Annotated in this window: 19 protein-coding genes and 1 pseudogene; 6 read left to right on the forward strand and 14 right to left on the reverse strand. The window is 71.6% G+C overall.

All coding sequences use genetic code 11. The features are described 5' to 3' along the window. Window positions 1-175: 175 nt before the first annotated feature. The 7 genes from C6W10_RS24020 to C6W10_RS24050 form a co-directional block, all read right to left on the reverse strand. Window positions 176-1201 carry an ABC transporter ATP-binding protein gene (locus C6W10_RS24020; protein WP_107260724.1) on the reverse strand — a complete coding sequence of 342 codons (1026 nt, stop codon included), beginning with the start codon at window positions 1199-1201 and terminating at the stop codon, window positions 176-178. Then, the gene (locus C6W10_RS24025) at window positions 1182-2228 is read right to left on the reverse strand and encodes an ABC transporter ATP-binding protein (protein ID WP_107260726.1); all 1047 of its coding nucleotides are present in this window, start codon (window positions 2226-2228) and stop codon (window positions 1182-1184) included. Before C6W10_RS24025 ends, C6W10_RS24020 begins: the two co-directional genes overlap by 20 nt. A gap of 8 nt (window positions 2229-2236) precedes the next feature. Continuing rightward, a complete protein-coding gene (locus C6W10_RS24030; RefSeq protein WP_107260728.1) occupies window positions 2237-3175 on the reverse strand; it encodes an ABC transporter permease in 939 nt (312 codons plus the stop codon). 93 nt (window positions 3176-3268) lie between these two features. Then, window positions 3269-4195 carry an ABC transporter permease gene (locus tag C6W10_RS24035; protein ID WP_107260729.1) on the reverse strand — a complete coding sequence of 309 codons (927 nt, stop codon included), beginning with the start codon at window positions 4193-4195 and terminating at the stop codon, window positions 3269-3271. Between the two features lie 180 nt (window positions 4196-4375). Next, the gene (locus C6W10_RS24040) at window positions 4376-6007 is read right to left on the reverse strand and encodes an ABC transporter substrate-binding protein (RefSeq protein WP_107260731.1); all 1632 of its coding nucleotides are present in this window, start codon (window positions 6005-6007) and stop codon (window positions 4376-4378) included. 459 nt (window positions 6008-6466) lie between these two features. Beyond that, the gene (locus C6W10_RS24045) at window positions 6467-7150 is read right to left on the reverse strand and encodes a response regulator transcription factor (RefSeq protein ID WP_107260733.1); all 684 of its coding nucleotides are present in this window, start codon (window positions 7148-7150) and stop codon (window positions 6467-6469) included. Between the two features lie 5 nt (window positions 7151-7155). Continuing rightward, a complete protein-coding gene (locus C6W10_RS24050) occupies window positions 7156-8400 on the reverse strand; it encodes an ATP-binding protein (RefSeq protein ID WP_304598560.1) in 1245 nt (414 codons plus the stop codon). Window positions 8401-8605: 205 nt separating this feature from the next. Here C6W10_RS24050 and C6W10_RS24055 point away from each other — a divergent pair, with 205 nt between their 5' ends. From C6W10_RS24055 to C6W10_RS24065, 3 genes are all read left to right on the forward strand, one after another. Then, a complete protein-coding gene (locus C6W10_RS24055) occupies window positions 8606-10219 on the forward strand; it encodes a PspC domain-containing protein (RefSeq protein ID WP_107260735.1) in 1614 nt (537 codons plus the stop codon). Then, window positions 10216-10734, forward strand: coding sequence for a phage holin family protein (locus C6W10_RS38740; RefSeq protein ID WP_234361401.1), 519 nt, complete (start codon window positions 10216-10218; stop codon window positions 10732-10734). Before C6W10_RS24055 ends, C6W10_RS38740 begins: the two co-directional genes overlap by 4 nt. Window positions 10735-10911: 177 nt before the next feature. Beyond that, window positions 10912-12165: a phosphatidylserine decarboxylase gene (locus tag C6W10_RS24065; protein ID WP_107260737.1), complete on the forward strand. Its 1254-nt coding sequence runs from the start codon at window positions 10912-10914 to the stop codon at window positions 12163-12165. A 201-nt stretch (window positions 12166-12366) separates the two neighbouring features. Here C6W10_RS24065 and C6W10_RS24070 read toward each other — a convergent pair whose 3' ends face one another. From C6W10_RS24070 to C6W10_RS24080, 3 genes are all read right to left on the reverse strand, one after another. Next, window positions 12367-13272: a phosphatidylcholine/phosphatidylserine synthase gene (locus C6W10_RS24070; RefSeq protein WP_234359693.1), complete on the reverse strand. Its 906-nt coding sequence runs from the start codon at window positions 13270-13272 to the stop codon at window positions 12367-12369. A gap of 443 nt (window positions 13273-13715) precedes the next feature. Continuing rightward, window positions 13716-14645 (reverse strand): NUDIX hydrolase, encoded by a 930-nt coding sequence (locus tag C6W10_RS24075; RefSeq protein WP_107264238.1) that lies wholly within the window; start codon window positions 14643-14645, stop codon window positions 13716-13718. Between the two features lie 157 nt (window positions 14646-14802). Then, window positions 14803-15750: an NUDIX domain-containing protein gene (locus tag C6W10_RS24080; RefSeq protein ID WP_107260741.1), complete on the reverse strand. Its 948-nt coding sequence runs from the start codon at window positions 15748-15750 to the stop codon at window positions 14803-14805. A 166-nt stretch (window positions 15751-15916) separates the two neighbouring features. Here C6W10_RS24080 and C6W10_RS38745 point away from each other — a divergent pair. Continuing rightward, window positions 15917-16231: pseudogene (locus C6W10_RS38745) on the forward strand (PspC domain-containing protein); the annotation flags it as partial. 208 nt (window positions 16232-16439) lie between these two features. On the opposite strand, the gene guaA reads toward C6W10_RS38745, so the two are convergent. Both guaA and C6W10_RS24095 read right to left on the reverse strand, forming a co-directional pair. Further along, entirely contained in the window at window positions 16440-17993 is a 1554-nt protein-coding gene (guaA, locus tag C6W10_RS24090) for a glutamine-hydrolyzing GMP synthase (RefSeq protein ID WP_107260744.1), read from the reverse strand. A gap of 80 nt (window positions 17994-18073) precedes the next feature. Next, entirely contained in the window at window positions 18074-19864 is a 1791-nt protein-coding gene (locus C6W10_RS24095; protein ID WP_107264239.1) for an FAD-dependent oxidoreductase, read from the reverse strand. Window positions 19865-20117: 253 nt separating this feature from the next. Here C6W10_RS24095 and C6W10_RS24100 point away from each other — a divergent pair, with 253 nt between their 5' ends. Then, a complete protein-coding gene (locus tag C6W10_RS24100) occupies window positions 20118-21209 on the forward strand; it encodes an LCP family protein (protein ID WP_234361943.1) in 1092 nt (363 codons plus the stop codon). A gap of 18 nt (window positions 21210-21227) precedes the next feature. Next, window positions 21228-22220, forward strand: a complete 993-nt coding sequence (locus C6W10_RS24105; protein ID WP_107260748.1) for a hypothetical protein — start codon at window positions 21228-21230, stop codon at window positions 22218-22220. Window positions 22221-22422: 202 nt separating this feature from the next. Here the strand turns inward: C6W10_RS24105 and C6W10_RS24110 are convergent, their stop codons facing one another. Together C6W10_RS24110 and C6W10_RS24115 are read right to left on the reverse strand one after the other, a co-directional pair. After that, on the reverse strand, window positions 22423-23886 hold the full coding sequence (locus C6W10_RS24110; protein WP_234361402.1) for a M1 family metallopeptidase: 1464 nt from the start codon (window positions 23884-23886) through the stop codon (window positions 22423-22425). Window positions 23887-24032: 146 nt separating this feature from the next. Next, window positions 24033-25451, reverse strand: a complete 1419-nt coding sequence (locus C6W10_RS24115) for a M1 family metallopeptidase (protein WP_107260752.1) — start codon at window positions 25449-25451, stop codon at window positions 24033-24035. Window positions 25452-25465 lie beyond the last annotated feature (14 nt).

Consider the following 25465-nt stretch of genomic DNA (forward strand, 5'->3'; position numbering starts at 1 on the left):
ACCCCGGACGGGTCCGCGGCGACCGGCGCGGCGTCGCGGCCGTCGACGGCCGTGGTGCGAACGCGAGCCCGGGACGCCGGCCGCATGGATGGCGGCCCGCGCCCCGGGCAGTGAGGAGGCGTTCTTCTCGCATCGGTGGTGGGCCGGGTCAGGTCCACCACCGCGTCTGACGGGTCTACTCGACCGCGTGCACCACGTCCCGCTCCTCGGCGAAGTGGCATGCGCTCGGGTGCGCCGAGTGCTCCCGCTCCACCAGCGGCGGTTCCTCGGTGGCGCAGATCTCCTGCGCCTTCCAGCACCGGGTGCGGAACCGGCAGCCCGAGGGCGGGTTGGCCGGCGACGGCACGTCGCCCTCCAGGACGATCTGGTCCCGCTGGCCGCGCAGGGTCGGGTCCGGCACCGGCACCGCCGAGAGCAGCGCCTGGGTGTACGGATGCGTCGGCCGCTCGTAGATCTCGTCCTCGGTACCGATCTCCACGATCTTGCCCAGGTACATCACCGCGACCCGGTCCGCGATGTGCCGCACCACCGACAGGTCGTGCGCGATGAAGATGTACGAGAGCCCCAGCTCGTCCTGCAACCGCTCCAGCAGGTTGATCACCTGCGCCTGGATCGACACGTCCAGCGCCGACACCGGCTCGTCACAGACGATGATCTCCGGCTTGAGCGCCAGCGCCCGGGCGATCCCGATCCGCTGCCGCTGCCCGCCCGAGAACTGGTGCGGATAGCGGTTGATGTGCTCCGGGTTCAACCCGACCAGATCCAGCAACTCCCGGACCCGCTGCTTCCGCTCGGCCGCCGGGGCGACCTCCGGGTGGATGTCGAACGGCTCGCCGATGATGTCGCCGACCGTCATCCTCGGGTTCAGCGAGGTGTACGGGTCCTGCAACACCATCTGGATGTTGCGCCGGGCCTTGCGCAGCTCGCCGCCGCCCAGCCGGGTCATGTCCTGACCCCGGACGTTGATCGCGCCACCGGTCGGCTTCTCCAGCCCGACCAGCAGCTTGGCCAGCGTCGACTTGCCGCAGCCGGACTCGCCCACCACGCCGAGGGTCTCGCCCCGGCGCAGGTGCAGGTCGACGCCGTCGACCGCGCGTACCGCACCGATCTTCTTCTGCAGGACGATGCCCCGGGTGATCGGAAAGTGCTTGACCAGCCCACGGGTCTCCAGCACGACCTCGTTACCTGACGGCTGGCTCATCGCCGACCACCTCCGTCCAGAAATGGCACCGCGCCGTCCGCACCGGATCCACCTCGTACTGCGGCGGGGGCGGGTCGGCCCGGCACACGTCGCGGGCGTACCCGCACCGTGGGTGGAACGGGCAGCCGGCCGGGATCCGGGTCAGGTTGGGCGGCAGTCCCTTGATCACATTGAGCTGCTGCCCCTTGAGGTCCAGCCGGGGAATCGACTCCAGCAGGGCCTTGGTGTACGGGTGCGCCGGCCGGGCGTAGATGTCCAGCACCGGCGCCTCCTCGACCACCTTCCCGGCGTACATCACCGAGATCCGGTCGGCCACGTCGGCGACCACCCCCATGTCGTGGGTGATCAGGATCAGGCCCATGTTCCGTTCCCGCCGCAGCTCGGCGAGGAGGTTCATGATCTGGGCCTGCACCGTGACGTCCAGCGCGGTGGTCGGCTCGTCGGCGATCAGCACCTTCGGGTCGAGCGCCAGCGCCATCGCGATCATGACGCGCTGCCGCATGCCGCCGGAGAACTGGTGCGGATAGTCGCCGACCCGCTGCCTGGCGGCCGGGATCTTGACCAGGTCGAGGAGTTCGATCGCCCGCTTCTTGGCGTCCCCCCGGGACATCCCCCGGTGCATCCGGAACAGCTCGCCGATCTGCCAGCCGACCGGGAAGACCGGGTTCAGCGCGGAGAGCGCGTCCTGGAAGATCATCGCGATGTGGTTGGCGCGTACCTTGCGGCGCTGCTCCTCGGGGAGCTTGAGCAGGTCGACGCCGCGATAGCGGATCGCGCCTCCGGTGACGAACCCGGGCGGCGAGTCGAGGATGCCCATGATCGCCTGGGCGGTGACGGACTTGCCGCAACCGGACTCGCCCAGGATCGCCAGCGTCTCACCGGGATCCAGGTGCAGGTCCACCCCGTTGATCGCCTTGGCGACACCGACCTGGGTACGGAACTCCACGTGCAGGCCGTCGACCTCCAGCAGCCGGGCGGACGAGTCCAGCCCGGGCAGGACGTCGATCTCTGCCTTGATATCGGTCATGGGTCAGCTCACCGCAGCCTCGGGTCGAAGGCGTCGCGGATCGCGTCGCCGAGCATGATGAACGCCAGCACGGTCATCGCCAGGAAGACCGACGGCCAGACCAGCGGGGTGGCCGTCTCCCGGACGTACGGTGCCGCCGTGGAGATGTCGATCCCCCAGGAGATCGCGTCGCCGCGCAGACCGACGCCGAGGAAGGTCAGGGTCGCCTCGGTGGAGATGTTGACGCCGAGCAGGATGGTCAGCACCACCACGAACGGCGCCGCCGCGTTCGGCAGGATGTGCCGGAACATCAGCCGGCCGGAGCCGGCGCCGAGCATCCGGGCCGCCGCCACGTAGTCCTGGTTCTTCGCCGAGATGACCGACGACCGCATGATCCGGGCGCCGGTCGTCCAGGTCAGGACGCCGAGGGTGAAGACCACCGCGACGAAGCCCGAGTTCTGCGGGTCGGAGGAGAGCCGCCGGGCCAGCACGATCGCCGCGAGCAGGGTGGGAATGCCCAGCACGATGTCGATGCCCCGAGCGAGCAGGGCGTCGACCCAACCACCGAAGTAGCCGGCCGCCATGCCGACGATCAGGCCGATCACTCCGGCGATGATGGTCGCGAAGAGCCCGATCAGCACCGAGTTGCGGGCGCCGTAGATCGTCCGGGCGTAGACGTCGCAGCCCTGGAAGTTGTAGCCGAAGATGGCCGAGCCGCTCGGTCCCTGGTGCTGCCGGGACAGTGCGCACGCGTCCGGGTCGGCCGAGGTGAACAGGCCCGGGAAGGCCGCCATCACCACGACCACCAGCACCAGGACGGCGGCAGCCCAGAAGATCCAGTTGCGCCGGAGGTCTTCCCAGGCATCCCCGGTCAGACTCCGCGGCTTCTCCTGACCGCCGTCCGGGGACACCGGCACACCGGCGGCACTGGGTACCTCCGCCTGGGTGACGGATTCGACGTTGCTCATCGGGCGCCTCGCTTACTCGTGCCGCTGCCTCGCTCCGCTCGGCGCCGCCACCGGGACGGTGTCACGCCGAGCCGACTGATTCGCGCACTTCGCTCACTCATAGCGGATCCTCGGGTCGAGTACCGCGTACAGCAGATCGACGACCAGGTTGGCCACCAGGAAGACGATCACCAGGATGCTGACGAAGCCGACCACCAGTGGGCCGTCCTCGGTCCGGATCCCGCGGAACAGGTTGAAGCCGACGCCCGGGATGTTGAAGACACCCTCGGTGACGATCGCCCCGGCCATCAGGTTGCCCAGGTCGACACCGATCAGCGTGACGACCGGGATCAGCGAGTTGCGCAGCACGTGCACGCCGATGACCCGACGGTTCGCCAGTCCCTTGGCCCGGGCGGTACGAACGTAGTCCGAGCGCAGGTTCTCCGCCACCGAGGCCCGGGTGACCCGGATCTGGGTGGCGATCACCAGACAGCTCAACACCAACGCCGGCAGGATGAGTTGATAGAACCCGGGATCGGCGCCGGCTGTCGCCGGGAACCACTTGAGCTGCACCCCGAAGATGAGCTGCGCCAGCGGCGCCAGCACCACGATCGGCAGGGAGAGCAGGATCAGGGTGATGATCAGCGTGGTGGTGTCGAAGACGCCGCCGCGACGGATTCCGGAGACGATGCCGGCGGTGACGGCGACCAGCGCCGAGATGATGATCGCGAAGACCGCCAGCCGGATGGTCACCGGCCAGGCCTGCTGCATCATGTCGCTGATCGGCCGGTTGGTCAGCGAGATGCCGAAGTCACCGGTCAACAGGCCACGCATGTAGTGGCCATATTGGACGATGAACGGGTCGTCCAGATGGTACCTTTCGGTGAGCGCCTGCCGGACGTTCTCCGGCAGCGGACGCTCACCCGCCAGAGCCTGGAGCGGGTCGTCCTGGTTGGCGAACATCAGCGCGTACACGATGAAGGTGGCCCCGAAAAACGTCAGGACCCCTTGCAGGACGCGCCGCACGAAGTAGCGGAACATATCAAGTCCTTAGAGACGAGCATCGGTGACTGCCTGCTGGGCAGCAGACCGTGATGCGCACGGTAGCGACCGCAGCCTCACCGGTCCCGGTCACCGGGGCCGGTGAGGCTCGTACGGACGGTCCGATCCGACCCGAGCTGGGCCGGGCGGACCGGACCGTCCGTCGCTGGAGCAGTCAGGTCAGCTCGTCGCCTCGATCTTGAGGAGCTCGACCTTCTGGAACTTGTCGACCTCGACGTTCTTGACCCGCTCCGAGTGGCCGAAGACGTTCTGGCCGAGCCGCAGCGGAATCACCGGCATGTCGCGGGCGAGGATGTCCTCGGCCTGCTGCCACAGCTTGATGGCCTCTTCCTGGGTCGGCGCGGCCGAGCCCTGCTTGACCAGGTTGTCGAACTCCGGGTTGCTGTAGCCGTAGTAGTTCGACGAACCGCCGGTCCCGTACAGCGGGCCCAGGTAGTTCTCCATCAGCGGGTAGTCCATGATCCAGCCGAGCCGGATCATGCCGACGTCTTCCTTGTTCTCGACCTTGGTGAGCAGGTCGGCGAACTTCGGCTCGCCGACGCCGACGCAGTCGACGCCCAGGTTGGTCTTGAGCTGGTTGCAGGTCGCGTCCACCCACGCCTTGTGACCACCGTCGGCGTTGTAGGTGATCTTGATCTGCTTCGGGCCGCCCGCGGCCTCGTACGCCGTCTTGGCCTTGGCCGGGTCGTAGGTGCAGGCCTCGCCGCAGCTGTTCTCGCGGTAGCCGGCCACCGCCGGGGAGACGAACGACGTCGCCGGGGTCTGCGAGCCACGGAAGACGTTGTCGGTGATCTCCTTGCGGTTGATCGCCATCGAGATCGCCTTGCGGACCTCGACCTTCGAGTACTGCGGGAGGAAGGTCGGGAAGCCGACGAACTGGAAGACCGAGTTCGAGCTGGTCTTGAAGCGGTCACCGAGGTCGGCCGGGGCGGTGCCCAGGTTCTCGATCGGGATCTGGGTCACCACGTCCAGGGCGCCACCCATCAGGTCGGCGTACTGGGCGGTCTGCTCCTGGTAGATCTTGTAGGTGACGCCGCCGACCTTCGGCTTGTCGCCCGGGTACTCGGCGTAGCGCTCGACCTCGATCTTCGAGTCGTGCTGCCAGGTGCCCTTCATCTTGAACGGGCCGTTGCCGATCGGGGCCTGCTCGTAGTCCTCCTTGAGCACGCCCTCGGAGGCGAACGCCGCGTTCGGCAGCGGGTAGAAGACGGTGTAGCCCATGACCGAGCGCCAGCCGGAGAAGGGCTCGCTCAGCGTCACGGTGAAGGTCAGGTCGTCGACCTTCTTCAGACCGGTGAGGGTCTTCGCCTTCGGGTCCGGAGCCTTCTGCGGGCCGTCGCCGTCCGGGTCCTCGGACTGCAGGTCCTTGTAGCCCTCGATGCGCTCGAAGAAGTACGAGCCGCCGTTGCCGTTCGGGCCGTACGCCGCGTGGTTCCAGGCGTTGATGTAGTTGTCGGCGCCGACCTTCTCACCGTTGTGGAAGGTGTAGCCGTCCTTGAGCTTGATCGTCCAGACCTTGTTGTCGGTCGACTCGACCGACTCGGCCGCGACCGTGTACGGCTTGTTCTCGGCGTCGAAGTCCACCAGCGGGCTGAAGAGTGCGGCCAGCACCTCGGCACCGTTGGACTCGGTGGTGTTGGAGGGGATCAGGTGCTGCGGCTCGCCGATGCCGATCGAGACCAGGGCGTCGGCCGCCGAGGTCTCGTCGTCGCCGCCGCCGCCGCAGCCTGCCGCCAACAACATTATGGCGGTCGCTCCGACCGCCATCTTTAACGGGAATTGCCCGCGCATGAGTGAAGCCTCCTCAGGGCGCTCACGAGGGACTGTGAGGTGACTGACACTGTGACACTGAGCCGCCTAGCGCGGAAAGGTGCCGTTATCAACCCGTTAGTTGCCGGCAATGTTTCAGGCGTGTGCCCGGCCACCCGACCACCCCTCCGAACACGGCGATGAGCAGGCGAAACGTCACCGACGCGGGCCGCTCCGACGGCCGTCCGCACGGCTTGTTGTGACCTTTCCCGCGTCACCCCGGGCGCTCTCCGATGTCAAGCGCATACCTACCGTGCTCGTCCGTTTGGACGATACGGGACTGCGCACCGGGGGTCCGGCGGCCCGCCAGACAGTGATGGACATCGATTCAGCGTATCCGATCGTCACCGTCCGGACACCCACCGCTCGGCTGATGCCGTACCGGTGGATCGCCGACGCCGCACCGACGACCCGCCCGCCGCCGCCGACGGACGTCGCGGCTCAGACCAGCCGGCGGTCGGCCGCCCACCGGGACAGCTCGTAGCGGTTGGACATCTGGAGCTTGCGCAGCACGTTCGAGACGTGCGTCTCCACCGTCTTGATGGAGATGAACAGCTCCTTGGCGATCTCCTTGTAGGCGTAGCCCCGGGCCAGCAGCCGGAGCACCTCGCGCTCGCGGTTGGTGAGCTGGTCCAGCTCCGGGTCGGCGACCGGCGCGTCCGGCCGGGAGGCGAAGGAGTCCAGCACGAACCCGGCCAGCCGGGGACTGAACACCGCGTCGCCGTCGGCCACCCGGCGGATCGCGGCGGTCAGCTCGTCCGGCGAGATGGTCTTGGTGACGTACCCCCGGGCACCGGCCCGGATCAGCCCGATCACGTCCTCGGCGGCGTCGGAGACGCTGAGCGCCAGGAACCGCACCTCCGGACGGGTACGCCGGACCGCCTCCAGCACCGCCCGACCGCCCCCGTCGGGCATGTGCACGTCGAGCAGCACCACGTCCGGCTCGGTGGCGGCGATCCGGCTGATCGCCTCGGCCACCGTGCTGGCCTCGCCGACCACCTCGACGTGCGCCCCCAGCTCGGCGCGGACGCCGGCCCGGAACATCGCGTGATCGTCGACGAGGAAGACCCGCAGCGGTCGCGGCGCCGGGGTTTCCTCCCGCGCCGGCTCCGTCGGCTCAACCATGATCGTTACCTGTCCTTCCCTGGTGCCGCGCCCTCCCGGGGTATCGGGAGGAAGAGTCTCACCTCGGTGCCGTCCCCCGGCGTACTGCGGATCTCCGCCCGCCCGCCGTGCCGCTTCATCCGCCCGATGATCGAGCCGCGTACGCCGTGCCGGTGGTCCTCAACGGTAGTCGGGTCGAACCCCGCACCGCGATCGCGGACGAAGACACTCACCTGCTCCGGTTCGACCTCGGCATAGAGCGAGACGGTCTGCACCTTGGCGTGTCGGGCGGCGTTGACCAGCGCCTCCCGGGCCGCGGCCACCAGCGCGCCGACCCGCTCGTCGGTCTCCCGGTCGCCGACCACCACCGCCTCCACGGTGATCGCGAAGGTGTCCTCCACCTCGGCGGCGGCCTGCTCCAGCGCCGCCGCGAACCGCTCGTTCGGCGAACCGGTCGGCTTGTAGAGCCAGCTCCGCAACGAGCGCTCCTGCCCGCGGGCGAGCCGCTGCACCGTCTTGACGTCGGCCGCGTTGCGCTGGATCAGGGCGAGGGTGTGCAGCACCTGGTCGTGGATCATCGCGGCCAGCTCGGCCCGCTCCTGCTCCCGGATCCGCCCCTCCCGCTCGGCCCGCAGCTGGTTGTAGGTCCGCCAGAGCACCGGGGCGGCCACCACGCCGACCCCGGCGAGCGCGACCAGGGCGAAGATCACCCCGTTGACCACCGCGTCGAAGTTGCCCTGCGGGCGGTAGACCGCCACCACCCCGATCAGGCCGACCGCGACCAGCACCCCGCCGCCGATGAACCGCAGCACGAAGGCCCGCCGGTCGCTCTCCGCCACCACCGCCCCCAGCCACGGCACCGGCAGCGACTGGTCCCACTGCCAGCGGCGCTCCGGCGCGGACTGGTGCCAGATCACCCCGGCGCCGACCGCGATGATCGAAACCAGCCAGCCGGCCGTGCCGGCCACCCCGTCGGACTTGAAGGCGAGTACCTCGATCAGGATCACGGCGAGGCCGATGGCGACGAACGGCAGCAACTGGAAGACGTTGCGCCGGGGCGGGGCGGCCCCACCGGGCAGCGGCGGCACCACCGCCCAGAACGCCGCGTAGAGCAGCAGGCCGAGCCCGCTGAACCCGAGCAGCAGCAGGAACGCCACGCGTACCCAGACCGCCCGGATGCCCAGGTGCAGGGCGATCCCGGCAGCCACGCCGGCGACCATCCGGTGGTCGCGGGCCCGGTAGAGGCGGGGCGGCTCGGTCGTGGCGCGGATCTTCGGACTCCTCGTCGTCTCGGGCGGCGGGGTGACCCGGCGGACCTGCCCGGTCACGTCCCGTTCCACCGACGCTCCGATCGTCACACGTCGGCCGGCCCAGCAGCCATGGGGACTCCCCGGACTTCACGTACCGGATATCTCAGGGTGGGCTCAGGGTTGTCGCCTGAGGCCGGCCGCACCTGCGACGACGGAGGATCGGAGCATGACCGACGACGCTGCCGCCGCCCGTGGAACGCCCGGTCCGGTGGGCGACCCCGACCGAGCGGAGCGCCCCGGCCCGGCCCCGGAGGCACCCGGCACGCCCGGCCCGGCCGCCGCCGGCCCGGAGCGGACCGAGCCGGCACCGCCACCGGGTACCGGCTGGCCTCCGCCCCCCGGCCCGACCCCACCACCGGGTACGACCCCGCCCCCCGGCCCACCACCGCCCGGAGCCGGCGGGCCGCCGCCGGAGTTCGGGTTCACCTACCGGTACGGGCTGGTCCGGCCGAGCGAGGGCCGCTACCTGGCCGGGGTCTGCGCCGCGATCGGCCGGGCCACGAACAGCGACCCGATCCTCTGGCGGGTCCTCCTCGCCGTACTCGGTTTCTTCGGCGGCATCGGCCTGCTGGTGTACCTCGCCGCCTGGCTGATCATCCCCGCCGAGGGCGACACCGCCTCGCCCGTCGAGTCGATGCTCGGCCGGGGCCGGTCGAGCATGTCCCCGGTCACCGTGCTGATCCTCGGCATCGTCGCCGCGGTGATGTTCGGCTTCATCGTGACCGACACCTACCGGGCCGTACTGCTCGGCGCGGCGGTGCTGATCGGCGGCGCGCTGCTGCTCAACCGCGACCGGAACCGCACCGGACCGTACTGGCAACCGGGTGCCGGGCCACCGCCGCCAGCCGGCTATCCGCCACCCGGACCCGGCCAGCCGGTACCGCCGCAGGCCGCGCCCGGCCAGCCGGTCTGGTACCCGCCGGCACCCCAGCCGACCGCCGCGCCGGGCCACCCCGCCGGGCCGACGACGGCCGCCCCGGCCCCGCCGGCTCCGGTCTGGCCGACGAACCCGCCACCGGTGGCCGTACCGACCGGACCGCATCCGGGCGTACCGCCGGTACCACCCGTGCCGGGGGGCTACCGGGCGCCGTTCGCGCCGCACGGCCCGTACGCCGCACGGCCGGCTCCGGCTCCGCCGCCACCGCCGAAGGTCAAGCCACCGAAGCGACCCCGTGAGCGCTCCGCGCTCGGTCCCGCCACCTTCTCGATGATCTTCGTGGCGATCGGCGTGGTCGCGATCCTGGACCTGACCGACGCGGTCCGGGTCATGCCGTCCACCTACTTCGCCGCCGTCCTGCTGACCATCGCCCTCGGGCTGCTGGTCGGGGCCTGGTTCGGCCGGGCCCGCTGGCTGATCGCCCTCGGCCTGGTCGCGGCCAGTGCCCTCGGCATCTCCACGGTCGCCGAGTCCTACACCAGGCTGCGCGCCGAGGACGACGTGCTCTGGGCACCGGCCAGCTACGAGGTGATGGCCGACCGCTACGAGACCCGGCTCGGCAACGCCACGCTCGACCTGACCCGGATCGACTTCACGAACCGGGACGCCCGGGTGAGCGTGGACGTCGATCTCGGCGAGGTGAAGGTGATCCTGCCGCCCACCGTCGACGTGACCGTACGACTCGACGTGAACGCGGGCGACGCCCTGGTCCTGGACCGCAGGTACAGCAACTTCGACGGCAACCAACGGGAGGTGACCGACCTCGGCGAGGACGGACCCGGTGGCGGGAAGCTGCTGCTCAACCTGTCGGTCGACGCCGCCACCGCGGAGGTGACTCGATGAAGGCACACCGTACCGACGGAGTGTCGCTGACGTTCGCCGTGATCTTTCTCGGCGTCACCGCCTGGTGGCTCTTCGCGCAGCTCACCCACGTCACACTGCCGGCCATCGGCTGGCTGGTGGCCGCCGGCCTGATCGGGGTCGGCGCGCTGGGCCTGGTCGGCGCGCTCCGGGCCAACCGGTCCGGACGGCAGCCGTCGACGGCGCCGGAGGCGCCCGACCCCGGCTCCCCGGCCGCGCCGACCGGCGACGACCTCGCCGACCCCGGACCGACCGACGCGCCCCTCGGGACGCTCTTCGACCGGGACCCGCTCCTCACCCCGGATCCCACCGACCGGCTCGATTCGGACCCGACCGACCGGCTCGATTCGGACCCCACCGACCGACTCGACCCGGACCCGACCGAGCGACTCGACCGGCTCTCCGACCGGGACACCGAGGTACTCCCGACGGCGGCCGGTGAACCGGCCGAGGCGCCCGAGACGGCGGCGGACCGGCGGGACGAGCGGCCCGCGTGACGCCACGAGCGGCCGGCACGATCAGTGCGACTCGGTCAGGGCGTGCCTAAACTGGCCGGCGGAGGTTCGCGCCTCCGCCGGCCGGTCACGTGCCAGCGGCCGGGAAACCGCCGCACCGCGTAGCCCGCGCCGCCATCGGCAGCCGCCCGTCCTGACCTCGCGAGGAGCCCGCCCGAGATGACCCAGTCCCCCGCCGTACGCGCCACCGGCCCAGGCCGCCCGGTCCGCGTCGGCGAGCGCGCCGCCCGCGTCCTCACCACCGAGATGGCCCGGCACCACGGCCCGAAGACCACCCTGCTGGTCGGGGTCACCACCGACTCGTCCGTACTGGCGGCGGCGGTCGACGCGCTGCTCCCCGGCGACGTACTCACCGTGGTGCCGGCGGACGCGCTCGGCGCCGACCAGCTCCGCGAGCACGTCACCGCCCTCGGGCAGTGGACCGCACAACGGGTCCGGGTCGCCGACTCGCTGGCCGACGCGGACCCGGCGGACGTGGTGATCGCCGCGGAACCGCTGGCCGGCAGCGCCGAGGAGACCCGGAGCGCGCTGGACGGACTCGGCAAGTACCTGACCGACGGCGGGGTACTCAGCGTGCTGGTGCCCGCCCTGCCCGGCCGGGCGCCGGGGGCGGTCGGCGAACTCGAACGGCAGAGCGCGCTCTTCGGCGTCGGCAGCGACCTGGTCCTGGTCAACCAGCCGCCGGTCCGCGCGCACCGGCTCCGGTTCACCCCGGCCGAGGTCTCGGTGGCGGCCCGGTTGGCGCCCGCGCACCGTACGTCGAGCATTCCGCTGACCCGTGGGATGCACATCGACTCCAACGGGGTCGCGGCGGCCGGCATCGCGCTCGGGCTGGCCGCGCTCACCCGGGTCACCCGGCCGAAGTCCCGGCTCTGGCTGCTGCCCGCGCTCGCCGCCGGCCCGGTGGCCGCGTTCTTCCGGGACCCGGAGCGGGACATCCCGGACGACGAGTCCGCCGTGGTCGCCGCCGCCGACGGTCAGGTGCTCTCCGTGCAGCGGCTCCGGGACGAGCGCTTCGGTGACGGCGAGTTCCTCCGGGTCGCGGTCTTCCTCTCCGTCCTCGACGTGCACGTCAACCGCGCACCGGTGGCCGGCAAGGTGGTCGACTACTTCGTCGCCGACGGCGGGTTCGCGGCGGCGATGAAACCGGACGCGGAGCACAACGTCGCCGCGTACACGGTGCTCGACACCGAGCACGGCACGGTGGTGGTGGCCCAGCGGACCGGCCTGATCGCCCGGCGGATCGTGCAGCGGGCACCGATCGGCGCACTGCTGGCCCGGGGCGAACGGTTCGGCCTGATCAGGTTCGGTTCGCGTACCGACGTCTACCTGCCGGCCGACGCGGCCGAGCCGGTGGTCGGCCCGGGCGAGCGGGTCATCGGCGGATCCTCCGTGATCGCCCGCTGGCGCTGATTGTGGGACAGCGCCGCCGCCTGCGCCCGGCCGGCCCGGGGGCGGACCGGTGGCGTGTCAGCGGAAACGGCCGTGCCGCAGATCACCGTGGTGAAGTCTGCGGCACGGCCGTACTGCTTCCGAGAATTCCAGCTCTTCCCCGACGACTCCGGCGGCGGGCGGGCGGGTGACGCCCCGGCCGACCGCTCGACCGTGGGGCGGTCAGGCGGTGCGGCGCTGACGCAACCAGAGCAGCGGGCCGCTGACCAGGTAACCGACCACCAGGATCGCGAAGGTGAGTCGGATGTCGACCAGGGCACCGATCAGCGGGGCCAGCCAGAGCCACGGCGGCAGCTTGATCAGGCGGGCCAGCTTGGCGTACGGGAAGCTGGAGACCATGGCGAAGGCGAGCAGCCCGACCCCGGCCACCTGCACCCCACCGGAGACCGGCAACCCGATCAGCACCGCCAGGGCGAGCACCGCCGCGGCCATCGTGGTCGGCACGCCGCAGAAGAACCGCCCGTCCTTCGGCGAGACGTTGAACCGGGCGAGCCGGATCGCCGCGCAGGCGGCGACGAGTGCGCAGGCCACCGCTGCGGCGGCGGTCGAGACCGAGCCCACCAGCGAGGCGTAGACCACCACCGGGGCGGCCAGGCCGAACGAGCACATGTCGGCCAGCGAGTCCATCTGGGCACCGAACGGGCTGGCCACGCCCATCTTGCGGGCCAGCGCCCCGTCGAGGCCGTCGAACGCCACGCAGGCGATCAGGCAGTACGCCGCCACCCGCACGTCGCCCTGCATGGCCTGGAAGATGGCGAGCAGCCCGAGGGTCAGGCTGGCCAGGGTGCAGGCGTTGACCACGGCGAACTTGATCCGGCGCGCCATGCTCCGCTCGCCGGGCAGCAGCGGGATCGCCATCCCCGCCCCGGGTGCGTCGACCGGATCGGCCGGGCCGACGGCCGGACTCACCGGCACGACCGCCTCGATCTCGGCGGCGGTCAGCGGGCCGACGTCGTACGGGTCGAGCCGGGTGGAGTCCTCGGGGTAGAAGCGGTCGGGCCGCACGAGGACACCGGGGCTGTCGTCGCCCAGGTCGTGATCCCGGCGTCCCACCCGGACCAGCAACACCTGCCGGGCGAACGTACCGCTGCGGCGTAGCCGCCCCGCCCAGCGACGCCCTGCGGGGCGCGGGCTGTCCGACGTACGACGCCGACGCCATGGGGCTCTCGGCACGTTTCCTCCATCACCGGATCAACTTTGTCCGCCACCGTGGCGGCACCCGCCCAAGCGCCATCGGGCGCCGGGACTCCTTGGCCGGCAACCAATTGCGGCCTACACCATCGCACAGACGGCAGGGATTGGCGATAGCTGCCTGAGGGGTATTTATCCCAAAACACCCAAGGCACTCAGACCTCCCATCCGGGGCGCTACCCCCGGCGTGGCACACACTGCCGGCCCGCCTGCAACTCTAGCCGAACCAGTCACAGTCATCGTTTCGGGAGAGATTTCCGCGTTCACTGCCCGCCCCGCCGGCCGCCCGACCGGCCGGCGAGCAGCGGCCGGAGGTGCGTCTAGAGCTGCGACAGCGCCGCGTCCACCACCTCGGTACGCGGCAGCTCCGCCACCTCGTCCCGGGAGAACCAGCGGGCCGTCTCGGTCGAGCCCCCCGCCGCCTCGGTGACCCTCGCCTCGGTCGGCGCGTCGACCTCGACCCGGTAGATCACCCGGACCCCGTGCCAGTCCAGCGGCCGACCCTCCGGGCCGAACTCGGCGGTGTTGTGCCGGTGCGACACGTGCAGCAGCCCGGTCACCCGGCCGAGCTGGCCGGTCTCCTCGACCAGTTCCCGCAGCAGCGCGCTGACCGGCTGCTCGCCGTGGTCGGTACCCCCGCCGGGCAGGTGCCACCGGCCGGCGCCGGGGAACCCGGTCGCGATCCGGGTCAGCAGGATCCGGCCGGCGGGATCGGTGGCCAGCCCGTACGCCGCGAACCGCTGGTACCGGTCGGGCGGTGCCGGGGGCGCGGCACCGCCCGGCGCGGGCCCGGCCGGCTCCGGTGCGGGCCAGGCGCCCTCGGGCAGCGGGTCCGCCGGGCGGCCGAGCAACTCGGCGGTGAACGGCATCAGGGCCAGCCCGGCCAGGCCCTCCCGGTCGATCCAGGCGACCTCGTCGGTGCCGCCGTCCGCCTCGGCACGCAGCTCGCCGCCGGTCGGTACGACGTCGTAGACGATCCGGTCGGTGTGCTCGGCCACCGGCCCGTCGACCTCGGCCAGCCGGATCACGTCGGCGAGCACCACCCGCAGCCCGGTGACCGCGACGGTCAGCCCGGTCTCCTCGACGAACTCGCGCTGCAACGCCGCCCTCGGATGCTCCCCGTGCTCGACGCCGCCCCCGGGCACCTGCCAGACGCCGGGAAAGGGCAGGGCCGCGGAGCCTCGGACGAGCAGCACGCGCTCACCGTCCCGACACAGCCCGTACGCCCCGATCCGCCGTCGCCGTCGCACCACGCCGCCCCTTCCCCCGCGCCCGCACCGATCATGCCGGTCCGGGCCGACGGCCGGCACGGGCGGGTCGGAGAACGGGGTCGGAGCTGGAGTCGGACGTGGGGCCGGTAACCGGGCCGGGAAGCGGATTGGAAGCGGGTCGGGAAGCGGGTGGCGGTCAGCCCAGCCGGGCCGCCTGGACGGCCTCGGCGGTCACCTCGGTCAGCCGGTCCACCGGCAGCGCCTCCAACTCCTCCCGGCCGAACCAGCGGGCCTCGGAGGTGGAGCCGCCGACGTCACCGACGGTCGGCGGGGCGGGCGAGTCGACGACCACCCGGTAGAAGGCGCGTACCCCGTGCCAGTCGATCGGATAGCCCTCGGGGCCGAGCGAGGCGGCGTCCCGGTGGCTCGCCACCCCGATCAGCTCGACCAGCCGGCCGCGCTGCCCGGTCTCCTCGACGAGTTCCCGGATCAGGGCGGCGCCGGGCTGCTCGCCGTAGTCGGTGCCGCCGCCGGGCAGGTGCCAGCAGCCCGCGCCGGGATAGCCGTCCGCGACCCGGGTCAGCAGCACCCGGCCGTCCGGGTCGGTGGCGACCGCGTACGCCGCGAAGCGCTGGGCCCGGTGCAGCCCGTCCGGCCCGGGTACGGCGTGGAAGGAGGGGAACTCCGGCGCCTCCTCCGGCCGCAGGTCGATCGGCCCGCTGGGCAGGCCGAGGGCGCGCGCGGTGAAGGGCCGCAGCAGCAGCTTCTCCGCCTCCGCCAGGCTGTGCCAGCGGGCGAGGTCGGTCGGCTGGCCGATCCGGTCGCAGAGCGTGCCGCCGCGCACGGAGACCTGGTAGAGCAGCCGGTCGGTGTGGATCGTGACACCCCGGTGCGGCAGCGATCTCATGTCGGCGAGGACGTCCCGCAGCCCGACGACGGAGACGGAGAGGCCGGTCTCGGCGGCGGTCTCGCGCACCACGGTGTGGTTCGGGTCCTCGCCGTGGTCGACAGCGCCACCGGGCAGCGACCAGACACCGGGCGTTCCGGACCGGGAGGAGGCCCGGACCAGGAGCACCCGATCGGTTGAATCGGTGCAAATCGCGTATGCAGCGATCTTGCGGATCGGTTCCAGCGCGGGGGTCACAGGACCAAATTCTCCCTTGATCATCCAACCCGACCACGAAAAGAGTCGGATTCCTGACAGTTGGCCCTACTGTCGGGATGCCGGTGGCACCGGTCAGGGGAGGGTCAGGGTCGCTATCCGGGCGGTCACCGAGGACGCGCCGGCCGTCCGGGCGGACCGTGGAACCATGACGCAGATACCGTTCAGCCAGCCCCCGTACAAGCAGCTCCGTCGACCGACCACCGACCGGATGATCGCCGGTGTGGCCAGCGGACTCGGCCGCTACTTCAACGTCGACCCCACCCTGGTCCGGGTGGTCTTCGCCGCCGTCGCGGTCTTCACCGGCGGGCTCGGCCTGCTGGCCTATCCGGTGCTCTGGTTCCTGATGCCGGAGGAGCCGGCCGACGCCCCCGCCTGGCCGCACCCGCCCGGCACCGGACCGGTCTGGCCGCCGAGCTGGGCGCCCGGCACCCGGACGGCTACGCCGACCCCGCCGGCCGGCCCGCCGACCCCGCCGGCCGGTACGCCGACCACCCCGACGGCTCCGGCCGCACCGACCGGTGCTCCGGCGGCCGCGCCGGCGCCCGGGGTCCAGCAGACGCACCCGGCCGAGCCGACCGCACCGACCGGCCCGCCGGCCGGCGTGGACGGGCCGACGGAGGCGTTCGGCGGTACGCCGCCGAACCCGCGCTAACCGAGGCGGACCGGGGTCACTCCCACTCGATGGTGCCCGGCGGCTTGCTCGTCACGTCGAGCACCACCCGGTTGACCTCGGCGACCTCGTTGGTGATCCGGGTGGAGATCCGGGCGATCACGTCGTACGGCAGGCGCGACCAGTCCGCCGTCATGGCGTCGGAACTCGACACCGGCCGGAGTACCACCGGGTGCCCGTAACTGCGTCCGTCACCCTGCACCCCGACGCTGCGTACGTCGGCGAGCAGCACCACCGGGAACTGCCAGACGTCCCGGTCGAGACCGGCGGCGGTGAGTTCCTCCCGGGCGATCAGATCCGCCGCCCGGAGCAGGTCGAGCCGCTGCCGGTCCACCGCCCCGATGATCCGGATCGCCAGCCCCGGCCCGGGGAACGGGTGCCGCCAGACCATCGCCTCGGGCAGCCCCAGCGCCAGGCCGAGCTGGCGTACCTCGTCCTTGAAGAGCGTGCGCAGCGGCTCGACCAGCGAGAACTTCAGATCCTCCGGCAGGCCGCCGACGTTGTGATGCGACTTGATGTTGGCCGTACCGGTGCCGCCGCCGGACTCGACCACGTCGGGGTAGAGGGTGCCCTGCACCAGGAACTCGACGTCCCCGCTGGCGGCCACCTCCCGGGCCGCCGCCTCGAAGACCCGGATGAACTCCCGACCGATGATCTTGCGCTTCTGCTCCGGGTCGGTCACCCCGGCGAGCGCGTCGAGGAACCGGTCGGCCGCGTCGACCACCTTGAGCTTGATCCCGGTCGCCGCGACGTAGTCCGACTCCACCTGCTCGGCCTCGCCGGCCCGCAGCAGGCCGTGGTCGACGAAGACGCAGGTGAGCTGGTCGCCGACGGCCTGGTGCACCAGCGCGGCAGCGACCGCCGAGTCGACCCCGCCGGAGAGGCCGCAGATGACCTCCTTGTCGCCGACCCGGGAACGGATCTCGGCGATCTGGTCGGAGATGATGTTCTCCGGGGTCCAGGTCGGCTCGATCCCCGCCACGTCGTAGAGGAAACGCTCCAGCATCCGCTGGCCGTGCTCGGTGTGCCCGACCTCGGGGTGGAACTGGGTGCCGACCCGGCGGCCGACGAGGTCCTCGAAGGCCGCCACCGGCGCACCGGGCGACTCGGCGGTCACGGTGAACCCGTCCGGCGCCTCCGTCACACAGTCACCGTGGCTCATCCAGACGGACAGCTCGGCCGGCAGGTCCCGGAGCAGTGCGGCCGCGTCGGACCGGGCCCGCAGGGCGGTGCCGCCGTACTCCCGGCCGCCGGTGTGCGCCACCGTGCCGCCGAGGGCCCGGGCCATCGCCTGGAAGCCGTAACAGATGCCGAAGACCGGCACGCCGCTGTCGAATAGCTTCGCGTCGACCTGCGGGGCGCCCGGCGCGTAGACGCTGGCCGGGCCGCCGGAGAGGATGATCGCGGCTGGATCCCTGGCCAGCATCTCCGAGACCGGCATCGAGTGCGGGACGATCTCCGAGTAGACCCGGGCCTCCCGGACGCGGCGGGCGATGAGCTGGGCGTACTGGGCTCCGAAGTCCACCACGAGGACCGGGCGCGGCGTGTTCATGTGTACGAAGCCTACCCAGCACGGGTCCCGACCCGGAAACCGCCGCACGGGCGGACGGGGTACCGGGGGAACGCGGTGGATCACCAGCGGAGCGCGGCCGGGGCGTCGGGCGGTACCGCCGGGCGGCTCGGCGGTGTCGGCGGGATCCTGGCGTACGCCGCGCCGAGCGGGGGGCGGGGGTCCGGGGCACCCCGGTTCGGCCAGAGCGAGAGCGCCCGTTCCGCCTGGGCGGCGATGGTCAGCGACGGGTTCACCCCGAGGTTCGCCGAGACCGCCGCCCCGTCCACCACGTGCAGTCCCGGATGCCCGAAGACCCGGTGGTACGGGTCGACCACCCCCTCGGCGGCGGTCGCCCCGATCACCGCCCCGCCGAGCAGGTGCGCGGTGACCGGCATGTCGAAGGGCTCGGTCACCGACCCGCCGGGGATGCCGCCGATCTGCTCGGCGAGCAACCGGACCGCCCGGTTGCCGGCCGGGATCCAGGTCGGGTTGCCGGCGCCGTGCCCGGGCGCGGTCGCCAGCCGGTGCCGGCCGAACCGGCCACGGCGGTAGTGCACGGTCAGCGAGTTGTCCAGCGACTGCATGACCAGCGCGATCACCGTGCGCCGGGACCAGTCCCGGACCGAGAGCAGCGGCAGGTAGGTCAGGGGTCGCCGGGCCAGGATGCCGAGCCAGCGCCGGACTCGGCGCGGACCGCCGTCGACCAGGGCCGACTGGAGCAGTCCCATCAGGTTGGCGCCGTGGCCGTACCGGACCGGCTCGACGTGGGTCGCCGGGTCGGGGTGGAAGGAGCTGGTGATCGCCACCCCGTCGGTGAAGTCCAGCCCGGCACGCCGGGCGGCCCGTACCGGCACCGTGGCGCCGAGGATCGCCTCCGAGTTGGTCCGGGTCAACGCGCCGAGCCGGGGCGAGAGGTGCGGCAGCGCCCCGGCGGCGCGCATCCGGTGCAGCAGCCGCTGGGTCTGCAACGCGCCGGCCGCGAAGACCACCTGACCGGCCCGGATCCGTTGGCGGTGCCGGACCGGCCAGGCTCCGGTGCGTACCGTCTCGATCTCGTAGCCGGTGCCCGACGGCGCCGGCCGGACCGAGGTGACCGTGGTCAGCGGGCGGACCTGCGCGCCGTGCCGCTCGGCCAGCCAGAGGTAGTTCTTGACCAGGCTGTTCTTGGCGCCGTGCCGGCAGCCGGTCATGCAGGCGCCGCAGTGCAGGCAGCCGGTCCGCTCCGGGCCGGCCCCGCCGAAGTAGGGATCGGCCACCCGCTCCCCCGGCCGGCCCAGGTGGACCCCGACCGGGGTGGCGTGGAAGGTGTGCCCGACCCCCATCCGGTCGGCCACCGCGCGCATCGCCCGGTCCGCCGCCGTCTCCTTCGGGTACGTCGTGACGCCGAGCATCCGTTTCGCCTGGTCGTAGTGGGGGGCGAGTTCACCCTGCCAGTCGGTGATCTCCCGCCACTGTGGATCGGCGTAGAACGCGGGCAGCGGCTCGTAGAGCGTGTTGGCGTAGACCAGGGAGCCGCCGCCGACGCCGGCACCGGAGAGCACCAGCACCTTCGCCGGTGCCGTACCGCCGCCGTGTTCCCCGGGGGCGGCCCGGCCGGTGGAGCGGAGCAGGGTGATCCGCTGGATGCCGTAGCAGCGCAGCGCGGGCGCCCAGAGGAAACGGCGGATCCGCCAGGAGGTCTTCGGCAGCTCGTGGTCGGCGAACCGTCGCCCGGCCTCCAGGACGAGGACCGAGTAACCCTTCTCGACCAGGCGCAGCGCCGCCACGCTGCCGCCGAAGCCCGACCCGATGACGACGACGTCGACGTCGACGTCGACGTCGACGGGCGGTTCGGTGCTGTCGGTGGGATCGGTGCCGGCGGATTGCCCCATGTTGAGCATCATTACCGAGCGGTAGCTATCGCACCAGGCGGGATCTGCGCCATCATTTCCTGCTGCCGCGCTCCTGCGGTGCAACGTCGGCGGGCCGACGAGGCGTCTTATGGGTTACGGCCGGTCCTGGCAGACCGTACGGCCGAGGGGAAGTGGACGCGTGGCTGATCACGGGGGAAGCGCTACCGGCGTACCCGGAAACGACGACGGGCCGGCATCCGGCCACGGCGGCGGCCGGCCGAGACGGCGCCGGATCGTCTGGCTCGCCGCGATCGTCGCGGTCGCGGTGCTGCTCGCCGGTACGGCCTACGCGGCCAACCGCCTCTGGGGCGGCGGCGGCTCCGATCCGGCTCCGACGGCCCGGCCGAGTACGCCGGCACCGACCACGGCGGCACCGACGCCGAGCCCGACTCCGGAACCCGGCGCCGACATCAAGGGGCCGCTCAACCTGCTGCTGGTCGGCGTCGACACCCGGGTCAGCAAGCCGGACTGGGAGCCGCACGCCGACGCCGTGCTGGTCCTGCACGTCACGAAGGAACTCGACCGGGCATACCTCTTCGCGCTCCCCCGCGACCTGGTCGTCGACATCCCGCGCTTTCCCAGGGCGAACTTCCCCGGCGACCGCACCAAGCTGACCCACGCGATGAGCTACGGCAGTCGGGTACCCGGCCGGAACAAGCGCCCGAGCACCGCGCAGGGCTTCCAACTGCTCTCCGCGACGGTGAGCGCGTACACCGGGATCAAGCGGTTCGACGCCGGTGCGGTGCTCACCTTCGGCGGCTTCGACGAGCTGGTCGACGCCCTCGGCGGGGTGGACCTCTACGTGGACCAGCGGGTGGTCTCGCAGCACCGGGAGCCGGACGGCACGCACCGCGCGCTGCGCGGCGGCGGTTACGTCGGACCGCAGATGGTCTACGAGAAGGGCCGCCGCACGCTGACCGGCTGGCAGGCGCTGGACTACGCCCGGCAGCGCTACACCACCGGTGGCGCGTACACCCGGCAACGGCACCAGCAGCAGCTCATCAAGGCGATGCTGACGAAGATCCTCAGCCAGGACCTGGCCCGGGACTCCGAGCGGGTACGCCAGGTCGTCCGCGCGCTCGGCGACGCGCTGACCTTCAGCAGCGGCAGCGGCTCCGACATCGTCGACTTCGGGTACGCGCTCAGCCGGCTCCGCCCCGAGGCGATGACCCTGGTGGCGCTCCCCGGCAGCGGAGTCGGCCGGGGCAGCGGTTACCGGGGCGAGCAACTCACCTCGGTCGGCCGCAAGTTCATCGCCGAACTACGCGCCGGCCGGGCCGACGCCTACCTGGCGGCCAACCCGAAACTTGTGATCAGGAACTGAAGCAATAGCCTGCACTCGATGATCTCCGAGGCATCCGGCCTCGGGTCGTCGAGATTCGGGGAGGACAACATGCAGTTCGGTAAACGACTGACAGTCCTGGTCACACTGGTTCTCGGTTCCCTGGTCCTGTCTGGAACCCCAGCTCAGGCCGCCTATTACAACACCTACACCACCATCGCCAGCACCCCCAACACGAGCTGCTGCACCGGGGTACAGGGCTTCGCGGCCGGATCCACCTACCTCTACTCGATCAAGAACCGCACCAATTACGACGACACCTCGGTCATCTACCGCGTCCACAAGACCACCGGCGCGCGGGTGCTGATGACGAACGGCACGAACGGCGGGTCGACCAACCCGTGGCTCGGGCACGCGAACGACATGACGATCGTCGACATCGACGCGCAGCACCACATGTTCGTCGTCACCATGAAGGCGAGCGGCCCGCAGCTCGTGCGGCTCCGCTACGACGGCACCACCTACTACCACGCCGGGTCGTACCAGTTGCGTCTCAACGGGGCCGTGGCGACGCCGTCCGGAATCCACCGCGTCTCGGTCACCAGCACCACGATCACGTTCATGTTCAAGAGTGGACGGACGATCTACAACGGCAGTCTCCCGCTGCGCGCCTCCTCCGGGACCATCGAGCTGACGAACGCGTTCAACCTCCAGGTCGACGGCGCCCTCGTCAACGGCGCGGTGGTGCCGGACCTCGGAACCTTCACCAACCAGGGCTTCTTCTACGACGCGCCCAAGAAGGTTCTCTACTACCCGCTGACCAAGGAGAACCGCAGCATCGTGCTCGTCTACCGGAACGTGTCGCCGACGACGACCGGAACCGCGCCGGCAGCCGCCGACCTCTCCTTCCGCATCACCTCCTCGGCGTACACGTTCTTCGAGATCGAGGGCGTGGGAATCAGCGACGGCAAGCTCTACTTCAACACCAACCGGGCGAACTCCAGCGGCGCCCACGACGCGATCCACGTCTTCGACGGCTACGTCGCGGCCTGACGCATCCCGACCAGCGCGGAATCGCTGTGACTCAGCGATTGAGTCACAGCGATTCCCACGCCGGTTGCCGCGAGCGATGCCGAGCGCCATACCGTGGCCGCAGCCGGGCCGTCGTCGATCTCGCTCGCCCCGTGCCTTCCCGGTGCACCGACGGCCGCGATCGGACGCGGCCCGGCTCGAAGCACCGGCCCGCGCCGCTGCGTTATTCGGCGTGCTTCGGCCGGGCCGGGCGCTTCTTGCCATAGAGCCAGGCGTCGAAGAGGGCGTCCAACTGCTGGCCAGAGACCCGTTCGGCGACCGCCACGAATTCCTCGGTGCTGGCGTTCGCGTCCTTCTTCTCCGCTGCCCAGGTGCGCAGCAGCTTGAAGAACGCGTCGTCGCCAATGGTGACCCGCAGCGCGTGCAGCGTCATGCCGCCGCGCTGGTACACCGATTCGCTGAAGATGTTCGCCGCGCCCGGCCTACCCGGCGGGAGCTGCCACACCGACTTGTCCATCTGCTGGTAGCGCACGTCGAACGCCTGCTGGGCCCGCTGCCGGCCGGAGTGTTCCGCCCAGAGCCACTCGGCGTATGTGGCGAAGCCCTCGTTGAGCCAGATGTCCTGCCAGGTCTTCAGCGCCACGCTGTTGCCGAACCACTGGTGCGCCAACTCGTGCGCCACCACCTCGTTGCGGGCGTTCGGTCCGAAGAAGACGGAGGCGTAGACGGGGCGACTCTGCGTCTCCAGGGCGTACCGGATCCGGTCGTCCGCGACCACCACCCCGCCGTACGCCTCGACCGGGTACGGGCCGAAGAGCGTCTCCAGGTAGTCGGCGACCTTGGTGGTGCTGGCCATGGCCGTGTCGGCGGCACCCCTGCGCACCGAGTCGGCCACCGCGGTATAGAGCGGCCGCCCCTTGTGGGTGCCGGTCTTCACCCGGTACTTACCGATCACCAGCGTGCTCAGGTAGCTGGCCATCGGCGTGCTCTCCGACCATTTCCAGGTGGTCCAGCCGGCGTCGACGGTACTGCCGCCCGGGGTGCCGTTGCTGATCGCCACCAGGCCCTTCGGCACGGTGATCTCGAAGCTGTAGGTCGCCTTGTCCACCGGGTGGTCGTTCACCGGGAACCAGGTGCTCGCCGACTCCGGCTGACCGAGCGCGATCGCGCCGTCGGTGGTGTGCAGGAAGCCGCCGTCGCCAAGGTCCTTGTTGCGCAGCGGTGCGGGCTTACCGTGGTACTCGATCACCGTGCTGAACCGGGTGCCGGTCGGCAGCCCCTTCGCCGCGGTGACCACCAGTTCGTTGCCCTGCCGGGCGGAGGTCGCCGGTGCGCCGTCCACGGTGACCGACCGTACCGTAAGGCCGGCCAGGTCCAGGTTGAACCGGGCCAGGTCGGCGGTGGCGCTCGCCGAGACCGTCGCCGTGCCGCTGAGCTGGTCGGTCTTCGGGTCGTACCGGACCTTGATCTCGTACCGGTCGACGTCGTAGCCGGCGTTGCCATACGTGGGGAAGTAGTCGTCGCCGACACCGTTTGCACCCGGCTGGAAGTTGTAGCTGGGGGTGGCGGAGGGGGTCGGGCCGGGCGGCACCGCCGTCTTCTCCGGGTCGCCCTGGCAACCGGTCAGGCCGAGCGCGCCAGCCACCACCATGCCGACTGCCGCCCGATAGCGCCGCGTCGTCGTCATCTGCACCAATCCGTGAGTGATTCCCGACGCGACCTGCTGCGCCGTGGGGGACTGTGACCCTACCGTCGGTGATTCGTCACGGGCTGCCGGGTCACCGGCGGTTGCGATCGGGCGTACCAGCCGATCGCCTGGCCAGACCAACGCGTTCAGGGAACGGGTGGTGCCGTGGTGCCGGAGAGCCAGGCGTCGAAGAGCGGCCGCAACGGCTTCCCGGAGACCCGCTCGGCATGCGCGACCAGGTCGTCGGTGGTCGCGTTGCCGTCCCGCCGCTCGGTCGTCCAGCTCGTCAGGATCCGGAAGAACGTCTCGTCGCCGACCGTACGCCGCAGCGCGTGCACGGCCAGCGCACCGCGCTTGTAGACCGCCCGGCTGAAGATCTCCGACCGGCCCGGGTCCAGCGCCGGCTCCGCCCAGTCGGTGCCGGCGTACTCCTGCTCGAACATCGTCTGCGCGCTCGGCCCGCCGTCGTGCTCGGTCCAGAGCCACTCGGCGTAGCTGGCGAAGCCCTCGTTGAGCCAGAGGTCGCTCCAGCGCCGGATCGAGACGCTGTCCCCGAACCACTGGTGCGCCAGCTCGTGCGCCACCACCTCCAGGTTCGGGCCGGTGGCGAAGAACGAGGGGCCGTACACCGGGCGGGACTGGGTCTCCAGGGCGTACCCGATCCGGCTGTCGGCGAGCGCGATCCCGCCGTACGCCTCGAACGGGTACGGGCCGAACCGGCTGGCCAGGAAGTCGACGATCTCACCGGTACGGGCCAGTGACCGCTCCGCCGGCCCGCCCGCCGGCAGGCCCTCGGCGATCGCGGTGACCAGCGGCTTGCCGGCGTGCGTACCGGTGCTGACCCGGTATTTCCCGATCACCAGCGTGACCAGGTAACTGGCCATCGGGGCCCGCTCCGCCCAGCGCCAGGTGGTCCAGCCGGCGTCGGTGCTGCTGCCGCCCGGGGTGCCGTTGCTCAGCGCCGCCAGCCCGTCGGGCACGGTGGCCTCGATCCGGTAGGTCGCCTTGTCCAGCGGATGGTCGTTGACCGGGAACCAGGTGCTCGCCGACTCCGGCTGGCCGAGCGCGATCGCACCGTCCGAGGTGTGCAGCAGCCCGCCGCTGCCCAGCTCGGGGCTGCTGATCGGGGCCGGCTTGCCGGAGTAGCGGACCCGTACCCCGAACCGGCTGCCCTCGCCGAGGCCGGTGGCCGGGGTGACCACCAGCTCGGCGCCGGTCCGGGCGTGCGCGGCGTCGACGCCGTCCACCTGTACGGACGAGACGGTCAGCCCGGCCAGGTCGAGGTTGAACCGGGACAGGTCCTGGGTGGCGGTCGCCTCGATGCTGGCGTCGCCGGTCAGCTCGTCGGTCGCCGGGTCGTACCTGACCCGGAGGTGGTAGCTGGCGACGTCGTAGCCGCCGTTGCCGTAGGTCGGGAAGTACGGGTCGCCGATCCCGGGCGCGCCGGGGCGGAAGCCCTCGGTCGGCCGGTCGTCCCGGCGGGTGCCGGTGCAGCCGCCCGTCGAGAGCGCCACCAGCAGCGTCGCCAGTACGCCGGCCAGCGCCGGCCGCCCCGGCCTGATCATCACGCCTCCGCGAT

Source organism: Plantactinospora sp. BB1 (assembly GCF_003030385.1).
In the GTDB taxonomy this organism is placed as follows: Bacteria; Actinomycetota; Actinomycetes; order Mycobacteriales; family Micromonosporaceae; genus Plantactinospora.

Bases quoted from the DNA above. Each gene is read 5' to 3' on its own strand.
- C6W10_RS24020 (WP_107260724.1), bottom strand. From the start codon at position 1,201: ATGAGCCAGCCGTCAGGTAACGAGGTCGTGCTGGAGACCCGTGGGCTG.
- C6W10_RS24025 (WP_107260726.1), bottom strand. From the start codon at position 2,228: ATGACCGATATCAAGGCAGAGATCGACGTCCTGCCCGGGCTGGACTCG.
- C6W10_RS24030 (WP_107260728.1), bottom strand. From the start codon at position 3,175: ATGAGCAACGTCGAATCCGTCACCCAGGCGGAGGTACCCAGTGCCGCC.
- C6W10_RS24035 (WP_107260729.1), bottom strand. From the start codon at position 4,195: ATGTTCCGCTACTTCGTGCGGCGCGTCCTGCAAGGGGTCCTGACGTTT.
- C6W10_RS24040 (WP_107260731.1), bottom strand. From the start codon at position 6,007: ATGCGCGGGCAATTCCCGTTAAAGATGGCGGTCGGAGCGACCGCCATA.
- C6W10_RS24045 (WP_107260733.1), bottom strand. From the start codon at position 7,150: ATGGTTGAGCCGACGGAGCCGGCGCGGGAGGAAACCCCGGCGCCGCGA.
- C6W10_RS24055 (WP_107260735.1), top strand. From the start codon at position 8,606: ATGACCGACGACGCTGCCGCCGCCCGTGGAACGCCCGGTCCGGTGGGC.
- C6W10_RS38740 (WP_234361401.1), top strand. From the start codon at position 10,216: ATGAAGGCACACCGTACCGACGGAGTGTCGCTGACGTTCGCCGTGATC.
- C6W10_RS24065 (WP_107260737.1), top strand. From the start codon at position 10,912: ATGACCCAGTCCCCCGCCGTACGCGCCACCGGCCCAGGCCGCCCGGTC.
- guaA (WP_107260744.1), bottom strand. From the start codon at position 17,993: ATGAACACGCCGCGCCCGGTCCTCGTGGTGGACTTCGGAGCCCAGTAC.
- C6W10_RS24095 (WP_107264239.1), bottom strand. From the start codon at position 19,864: ATGGGGCAATCCGCCGGCACCGATCCCACCGACAGCACCGAACCGCCC.
- C6W10_RS24105 (WP_107260748.1), top strand. From the start codon at position 21,228: ATGATCTCCGAGGCATCCGGCCTCGGGTCGTCGAGATTCGGGGAGGAC.
- C6W10_RS24110 (WP_234361402.1), bottom strand. From the start codon at position 23,886: ATGACGACGACGCGGCGCTATCGGGCGGCAGTCGGCATGGTGGTGGCT.
- C6W10_RS24115 (WP_107260752.1), bottom strand. From the start codon at position 25,451: ATGATCAGGCCGGGGCGGCCGGCGCTGGCCGGCGTACTGGCGACGCTG.